The sequence below is a fragment of the Inquilinus limosus MP06 genome, from assembly GCF_000767795.1.
In the GTDB taxonomy this organism is placed as follows: Bacteria; Pseudomonadota; Alphaproteobacteria; order DSM-16000; family Inquilinaceae; genus Inquilinus; species Inquilinus limosus_E.
On sequence record NZ_JANX01000390.1, the window covers coordinates 1 to 6,079 of the forward strand.

A 6,079-nucleotide genomic window follows, 5' to 3' on the forward strand; every position below is an offset into this window, starting at 1 on the left:
CGGCCGAGGCGATGCGCGCGGCGCTGGCCGAGGTCGAGGTCAAGGCGCCGGCCGTGCCGGTGGTGGCCAACGTCACCGCAGCGCCGGTCACCGCGCCGGACGAGATCCGCCGCCTGCTGGTCGAGCAGGTCACCGGCACCGTGCGCTGGCGCGAGAGCGTGCTTTACATGAAATCCGCGGGCGTGCAGGAACTGGTCGAGCTCGGGGCCGGCAAGGTGCTGGCCGGCCTCGCCAAGCGCATCGATCGCGACCTCGCCGCGGTGTCGCTGCAGACGCCCGAGGAGATCGACGCCTGGGTCGCATCCACCGGCGCCTGAACCGCAAGGCCTGACGCACAAGGGAAGAGAGCATGTTCGATCTGAACGGCAAGTCCGCGCTCGTCACCGGCGCCTCGGGCGACATCGGCCGCGCCATCGCGACCCTGCTGCATGCCCAGGGCGCCGTCGTGGCTCTGTCCGGCACCAAGGTCGAGAAGCTGGAGGCGCTGGCCCGTGAGCTGGGCGAGCGCGCCCATGTCACGCCGGGCGACCTGTCGAGCGCAGAGGGCGCCGAATCGGTGGCCAAGGCGGCCGAGGCGGCGACCGGCGGCCTCGACATCCTGGTCAACAATGCCGGCCTGACCCGCGACGGCCTGGCGATGCGGATGAAGGACGAGGATTTCGAGACCGTCCTCAACGTCAATCTGGTGTCCGGCTTCCGCCTGGCCCGCGCGGCGCTGCGCGGCATGATGAAGAAGCGCTGGGGCCGGATCGTGTCGATCACCTCGATCGTCGGCCAGACCGGCAATCCCGGCCAGGCGAACTACGCGGCGTCCAAGGCCGGCCTGACCGGCATGACCAAGGCCCTGGCCCAGGAGGTCGCGAGCCGCGGCATCACCGTCAACTGCGTCGCCCCGGGCTTCGTCACCAGCGCCATGACCGATGCGCTGAACGACGAGCAGAAGGCGCGGATCTCCGCCACCATCCCGATGGGGCGGATGGGCGAGCCGGCGGAGATCGCCGCCGCGGTCCTGTATCTGGCCAGCAACGAAGCGGCCTATGTCACCGGCCAGACCATCCATGTGAATGGCGGGATGGCGATGGTTTGAGGTCGCCTGGACTGGACATGGCCAGATGCTTGGCCATGTTCGATCAGGTGTGTTATGTGACCGCGGGTTACGGGGCGGTCACTCGTGCGGGGGTTCAGCACTGCGGAATACAGCCCCGTTCCGCTCTCTTGAAAGGTAGAACGAATGAGCGACATCGCCGAGCGCGTTAAGAAGATCGTCGTCGAGCATCTCGGCGTCGAAGAAGGCAAGGTCACCGAGTCGGCCAGCTTCATCGACGATCTGGGCGCCGACAGCCTCGACACCGTCGAGCTGGTCATGGCGTTCGAGGAGGAGTTCGGCTGCGAGATTCCGGACGACGCGGCCGAGAAGATCCTCACGGTGAAGGATGCGATCCAGTTCATCGAAGCGCATTCGGCCGGCTGATCGCAGGCCCTTGCCACACGTTCCGCCGCAGAACCGGATGAAATGATGCGACGTGTCGTAATCACCGGCATGGGGATGGTCACGCCTCTCGGTGCCGGTGTGAAGACCAATTGGGATCGACTGATCGCCGGCCAGTCCGGCATCGGGGCGATCTCGACCTTCGACGTCTCGGATCTGCCGGCGCGGATCGCGGGCATGGTGCCGCGCGGCACCGGCCCGGGTGATTTCGACGTCGACGGCGCGGTCCCGCCCAAGGACCAGCGCAAGAACGACGTCTTCATCCATTACGCGATCGCCGCGGCCAATGAGGCAATCGCGAATTCGGGATGGCAGCCGCCGAACGACGAGGCGCGCGACCGCACCGGCGTCATGATCGGCTCGGGCATCGGCGGCCTGCAATGGATCGCCGAGGGCTCGCTGACCCTGGAGGAGAAGGGGCCCCGCCGGATCTCCCCCTTCTTCATCCCGGCGGCGCTGATCAACCTGGCGTCCGGCCAGGTCTCGATCCAGCACGGCTTCCGCGGTCCGAACCATGCCGTGGTCACGGCCTGCTCGACCGGTGCGCACGCGATCGGCGACGCGGCGCGGCTGATCATGTGGGACGATGCCGACGTCATGGTGGCGGGCGGGGCGGAGGCGGCGGTGTGCCGGCTCGGGCTCGCCGGCTTCGCCGCGGCCCGGGCGCTGTCCACCGGCTACAACGAGACTCCCGACCGGGCCTCGCGCCCCTATGACAAGGGCCGCGACGGCTTCGTCATGGGCGAGGGCGCCGGCGTGGTCGTGCTCGAGGAGCTGGAGCACGCCAAGGCGCGCGGCGCGACGATCTATGCCGAGGTGGTGGGCTACGGCCTGTCGGGCGACGCCCACCACATCACCGCCCCGCCGGAAGACGGCAATGGCGGTTTCCGGGCGATGTCGGCTGCGCTGAAGCGGGCCGGGCTGACGCCGTCGGACATCGACTACGTCAACGCCCACGGCACCTCGACGCCGCTCGGCGACGAGATCGAGCTCGGCGCGGTCAAGCGCCTGTTCGGCAACGCGATCGAGACAGTCTCGATGTCCTCGACCAAGTCGGCGATCGGGCATCTGCTCGGCGCGGCCGGCGCGGTCGAGGCGATCTATTCGGTGCTGGCGGTCAACCACGATGTGGTGCCGCCGACGCTGAACCTCGAGGACCCGTCGGACAGCTGCCTCGGCGTCGACCTGGTGCCGAAGCAGGCCAAGGAGCGGCCGGTGCGCGCCGCGCTGTCGAACAGCTTCGGCTTCGGCGGGACCAACGCGTCGCTGATCTTCCGCGAGTATCCCTGAGGGTATGCTTCGGGCCCTTGCCCGCGCGCTTGCCTTCCTGGTGGTCCTGGCGGCCGTCATCGGCGGCGGCGTCGCCTGGTTTCTCCATGCCTACCGCGCGCCGGGGCCGCTGACCGCCCCGGCGACGCTTGTCATCGAGCGCGGCAGCGGCCTGACCGCGATCGCGGCACAGCTCGAGACGGCGGGGGTGATCGAGAACCGCTGGGTGTTCCTGGCGGGAACGGCGCTGGAGGGCGGCGACCGCAGCCTGAAGGCCGGGGAGTACGCCTTCGCGGCCGGGATCTCGCCGGCCGACGCGGCCGACCTGCTGGCCCGCGGCAGCAACGTCTCGCACAAGATCACAGTCGCCGAAGGCCTGACCTCGGCCGAGATCGCGGCCCTGGTCCAGGGCGAGCCGCTGCTGACCGGCGAGGTCGGGGACATCCCGGCCGAAGGCTCGCTGCTGCCGGAGACCTACCAGTTCATCCGCGGCGATACCCGCGCGGCCGTGATCGACCGAATGCGCAAGGCAATGCGGCAGGAGCTGGACGCGCTGTGGGCCAAGCGGGCCAACGGCCTGCCGTTCAAATCGCCGCAGGAGGCCGTCACCCTGGCCTCGATCGTGGAGAAGGAGACCGGCGTGCCCGCCGAACGGCCGACGGTCGCCAGCGTGTTCCTGAACCGGCTGCAGGCCGGCATGCCGCTGCAGGCCGACCCGACCGTGATCTATGCCCTGACCCAGGGCAGGAAGCCGTTGGGCCGCGCGCTGACCCGGGCCGACTGGAAGCTGGAGTCGCCCTACAACACCTATCTCGTGGCAGGCCTGCCGCCGGGGCCGATCGCCAATCCTGGGCGCGACGCACTTGCCGCAGTGCTCAAGCCGGCGGTTACGGACTATTATTACTTCGTAGCCGACGGGTCCGGCGGGCACGTCTTCGCCCGGACGCTCGAGGAGCACAATCGCAACGTCGCCGAATGGCAGAAGCGACGGCAGGCCACCCCGCCGACTTCCGGCGACGCGGCCCCGGACACCGGAGACAAGACGCCTTGAACGGTAAAGACCCCCATCTTCTGCACACGATCCGCGGGGTCCTGGTGCCGATTCATCCGGCCGGCTACCCGTTCATCGGCGTGTTCGCCGTGGTCACCGTGATCCTGTTCATGATCTGGGAGCCGCTGGGCTGGTTCGGCGTGCTGGCGACCGCCTGGTGCATCTATTTCTTCCGCCATCCGCCGCGGGTGACGCCGAACCGGCCAGACCTGGTGGTGGCGCCGGCCGACGGTGTGGTGCAGATGGTGGTGCAGGCGGTGCCCCCGGCCGAGCTCGGCCTCGGCAGCCGGCCGCTGACCCGGGTCAGCATCTTCCTCAACGTCTTCAACGTGCATGTGAACCGGGTGCCGGCCGACGGCGCGGTGATCGACGTGAAGTACCGCCCAGGCAAGTACCTGAACGCCAATCTGGAGAAGGCCAGCGAGGAGAATGAGCGCTGCGCCGTCTCGCTGCGCCTGCCGGACGGGCGGATCATGGTGTTCGTCCAGATCGCGGGGCTGGTGGCCCGGCGCATCATCTGCGACCTGTCGCCCGGCCAGCCGGTGGTGGCGGGCGAGACCTACGGCCTGATCCGCTTCGGCAGCCGCACCGACATCTACCTGCCGGACGGGGTCGAGCCGCTGGTTTCGGTCGGACAGACCATGATCGGCGGCGAGACCGTGCTGGCCGACCTGGTGGCCGCCACCGTCGCCAATCCGGTGGCCATCGCGCGATGATGAGGCCCGAGCATCGCCAGCGCCGGCGGCCGTTCCGCCGCCGCCCGGTCGTCCGCATCCGCGGCCTGACGATCAACCGGCTGCTGCCGAACATCCTGACCACGCTGGCGCTGTGCGCCGGCCTGACCGGCATCCGCTACGCCGTGCATGAGCGGTGGGAGCAGGCGGTGACGGCGATCCTGGTGGCGGCGGTGCTGGATGGCCTCGACGGCCGCGTCGCCCGGCTGCTGCGCGGGTCGAGCAAGTTCGGGGCGGAGTTGGACAGCCTGGCCGACATCGTCAGCTTCGGCGTCAGTCCGGCGATCATCCTCTATCTGTGGATGATGCAGGATGCCGGCAGCCTGGGCTGGGTGGCGGTGATGGCCTATGCCGTCTGCGCCGCGCTGCGCCTGGCGCGCTTCAATACGGCGCTGGACGACACCACCCTGCCGCCCTTCGCCTACAATTACTTCACCGGTGTGCCGGTGCCTGCGGGCGCCATGCTGATCCTGATGCCGCTGATGATCAGCTTCGAATTCTCGTCCGGGTTCTGGGCGGCGCCGCTGCTGGTCGGACTGTGGACCGTCTTCGTGGCGCTGCTGCTGGTCAGCCGGATCCCGACCTTCTCGATGAAGGTGGTGCGGATCCCGCAGGAATATATCGTGCCGGTGCTGGTCGGGGTCGGGCTGGTGGCCACGCTGCTGGTCACCGCCACCTGGCCGACGCTGGTCGCGCTCGGCCTGATCTATGTCGGCAGCATGTTCTTCAGCGTCCGGCGCTACGCCCATCTCAAGCGCCAGGCGGCGCTGATGATGGGTGAGCTGGACGAGGAGGAGGCGGCGCCGGCGGCCGTCCCGGCGCAGCAGCCTCCGGACCGGCCGGATCAGCCGAACGCGGCGTAGGCCACCAGCAGCAGGGCGAAGGTCGTCGCCACCCAGCCGACGATGGTCACGATCTCGCGGATCAGGTCGAACGGGCTGTCGATATCGTCGTCGTCGTGAATCAGGTGCATGGTCGTGCTCTCGCAATTCGCGAGGACACCATGCCCGGTCCCGCGTGAACGCACCGTGACGGCAGTCACACCCGCATGACGCGGCGGATCAGGGCGTCGCCCCAGGCTGCGGGCAGGGCCGCCAGGACCTGGGTGCCGGCATGGATCGGCCAGGGGAAGGCGATCAGCGGCCGGCCGCGCTGCAGCCCGCGTCGGATCGCCGTCGCCGCGGCGTCGGCCTCCATCAGCATCGGCATCGGGAACGGGGCGCCGTCGGTCATCGGCGTGCGGATGAAGCCGGGGCAGATCACCGAGACCCGCACGCCGCGCGGCCGCAACTCGACCCGCAGCGCCTCGCCATACACCCGCACCGCGGCCTTCGAGGCGGTGTAGGAACCCATGCCGGGAAAGCCGCGGAAGCCGGCCAGGGAGCTCATCAGCGCGATCTGCCCGGCGCCGCGCGCCGCCATGCGCGGCCGGATCGGGTCGATGGTGTTGAGCACGCCGTCAAGATTGACCGCCAGGATCCGACGGCCCTTCGCCGCCGCGTCGGCCCCCTCGGCACTGCCCGGGGCCACGCCGGC

The 6,079-nt window shown here is 69.6% G+C and carries 9 protein-coding genes; 7 read left to right on the forward strand and 2 right to left on the reverse strand.

From position 1 onward, the window contains the following. The 7 genes from P409_RS23820 to pssA all read left to right on the forward strand — a co-directional run. On the forward strand, positions 1-317 hold a 317-nt coding region (locus P409_RS23820), incomplete at its 5' end, for an ACP S-malonyltransferase (protein WP_034844537.1). Between the two features lie 32 nt (positions 318-349). Further along, positions 350-1,087, forward strand: a complete 738-nt coding sequence (gene fabG, locus P409_RS23825; protein ID WP_034844539.1) for a 3-oxoacyl-[acyl-carrier-protein] reductase — start codon at positions 350-352, stop codon at positions 1,085-1,087. A 144-nt stretch (positions 1,088-1,231) separates the two neighbouring features. Then, positions 1,232-1,471 carry an acyl carrier protein gene (locus P409_RS23830; protein WP_034844540.1) on the forward strand — a complete coding sequence of 80 codons (240 nt, stop codon included), beginning with the start codon at positions 1,232-1,234 and terminating at the stop codon, positions 1,469-1,471. Between the two features lie 45 nt (positions 1,472-1,516). Next, entirely contained in the window at positions 1,517-2,779 is a 1,263-nt protein-coding gene (fabF, locus tag P409_RS23835; protein WP_034844543.1) for a beta-ketoacyl-ACP synthase II, read from the forward strand. A gap of 4 nt (positions 2,780-2,783) precedes the next feature. Continuing rightward, positions 2,784-3,809, forward strand: a complete 1,026-nt coding sequence (gene mltG, locus P409_RS23840; RefSeq protein WP_052121299.1) for an endolytic transglycosylase MltG — start codon at positions 2,784-2,786, stop codon at positions 3,807-3,809. Positions 3,810-3,853: 44 nt separating this feature from the next. Next, entirely contained in the window at positions 3,854-4,525 is a 672-nt protein-coding gene (locus P409_RS23845) for a phosphatidylserine decarboxylase (RefSeq protein ID WP_238578757.1), read from the forward strand. Next, entirely contained in the window at positions 4,522-5,406 is an 885-nt protein-coding gene (pssA, locus tag P409_RS23850; RefSeq protein WP_034844542.1) for a CDP-diacylglycerol--serine O-phosphatidyltransferase, read from the forward strand. Before P409_RS23845 ends, pssA begins: the two co-directional genes overlap by 4 nt. Here the strand turns inward: pssA and P409_RS41280 are convergent. After that, positions 5,388-5,516, reverse strand: coding sequence for a hypothetical protein (locus tag P409_RS41280; protein ID WP_274519176.1), 129 nt, complete (start codon positions 5,514-5,516; stop codon positions 5,388-5,390). The two genes, pssA and P409_RS41280, sit on opposite strands and share 19 nt — an antisense overlap. Before the next feature lie 65 nt (positions 5,517-5,581). After that, positions 5,582-6,079, reverse strand: a 498-nt coding sequence (locus tag P409_RS23855) for an SDR family NAD(P)-dependent oxidoreductase (protein WP_034844548.1), incomplete at its 5' end; no start/stop codon positions are given.